The sequence below is a fragment of the Thiolapillus sp. genome, from assembly GCF_048562965.1.
Taxonomy (GTDB): Bacteria; Pseudomonadota; Gammaproteobacteria; order Chromatiales; family Chromatiaceae; genus Thiolapillus; species Thiolapillus brandeum_A.
In genome coordinates, this window is the sequence record NZ_JBHNMF010000960.1 from 1 (window position 1) to 1,078 (window position 1,078).

Below are 1,078 nucleotides of genomic sequence, written 5' to 3' on the forward strand. Positions count from 1 at the left end.
GCTGGGGCACCAATAGGTTGTCAAAGGCTGAGTCGATTTTGGGGACTGGGATGTCCCAAAATCTATCACGAGGTCGAAGACACACTTGACCACAGAAAGACGGCATCAGCGCCTTGACCGGCGGACGCCAGATAACGTGTATTATGAGGCGACTGCCAGAAAGGTGATCTGAACCGGGAAAGCACTTATCATGCTGCCCAATAATTGGGGTCCACATTTGAGGCTTCACACGAATCTACGAAGAACCTGTATTAATAAGCAGCGAGGAAAAGATGAAAACAGTGTTTTTAATGCTGGGTCTCCTTGGGTTGGCGGCCTGTTCAGAGCGGCCCGAGACGGTCACGATGCCCAAAGTAAACAATGAAAATTGCCGGCATGAGAACGTGATGAAAATGGAGCCGGAAGCGCTGAGGCAGAAATTTGCATCTTTATGCCTTCGAAGAAGCGCCATAAAGCCCAGTGATAAGCCGAAAACCTGGGGGCCTGGCGACATTTGATGTGAGCGACAATGAAACGGTGACGTCGTATGAATGGAAGAACCAATAAGCGCAAACAGCTCTTTGTTGCCATTACCATGCTGGGACTGCTTCTGTGCTCGGCAGAGGCATTTTCAGCAATCAACAACGCCGGCATCATGGATACGGTATTGAACCGATTTAAAACCAATGCGAGCTTGTGGGCAAGCATTATTGAGTCTGTCGCTACACGTCTGTTTTGGACACTGGCGCTGATCTCAATGGTGTGGACGTTCGGCATGATGGCACTGAGGAAAGCCGACATCGGCGAGTTCTTCGCTAAATTGATTCGATTTACGGTACTAGAGTTTAGAGTCTAGAGTTTAGAGTTTCAGAGGAGAAAAACCACTAAAAATCTCAAAAAACAGTTGACATAGCAAGGCGCTGCCTCTCAGAAGAGAAATCAACACAAACTTCTGGAGGCCGCTATGGACGCGAAAGAATATAGCCGTATCCCCCGCGAACTGTGTTATTGGATAACATTTTTGGCTCCTCAGCAGAATTTGTGGGTAGCAGAGGTGGGTTTGAGGCAAATGATCAGGTCTGTCCTGTCGGGGTAGAGC

The 1,078-nt window shown here is 48.6% G+C and carries 2 protein-coding genes; both read left to right on the forward strand.

The window, feature by feature from the left end; genetic code table 11:
* Positions 1–272: 272 nt before the first annotated feature.
* Positions 273–497, forward strand: coding sequence for an entry exclusion lipoprotein TrbK (trbK, locus tag ACOCD2_RS21455; protein ID WP_293653274.1), 225 nt, complete (start codon positions 273–275; stop codon positions 495–497).
* Between the two features lie 29 nt (positions 498–526).
* Positions 527–835, forward strand: coding sequence for a hypothetical protein (locus tag ACOCD2_RS21460; RefSeq protein ID WP_293650300.1), 309 nt, complete (start codon positions 527–529; stop codon positions 833–835).
* Positions 836–1,078 lie beyond the last annotated feature (243 nt).

Bases quoted from the DNA above. Each gene is read 5' to 3' on its own strand.
- ACOCD2_RS21460 (WP_293650300.1), top strand. From the start codon at position 527: ATGAATGGAAGAACCAATAAGCGCAAACAGCTCTTTGTTGCCATTACC.
- trbK (WP_293653274.1), top strand. From the start codon at position 273: ATGAAAACAGTGTTTTTAATGCTGGGTCTCCTTGGGTTGGCGGCCTGT.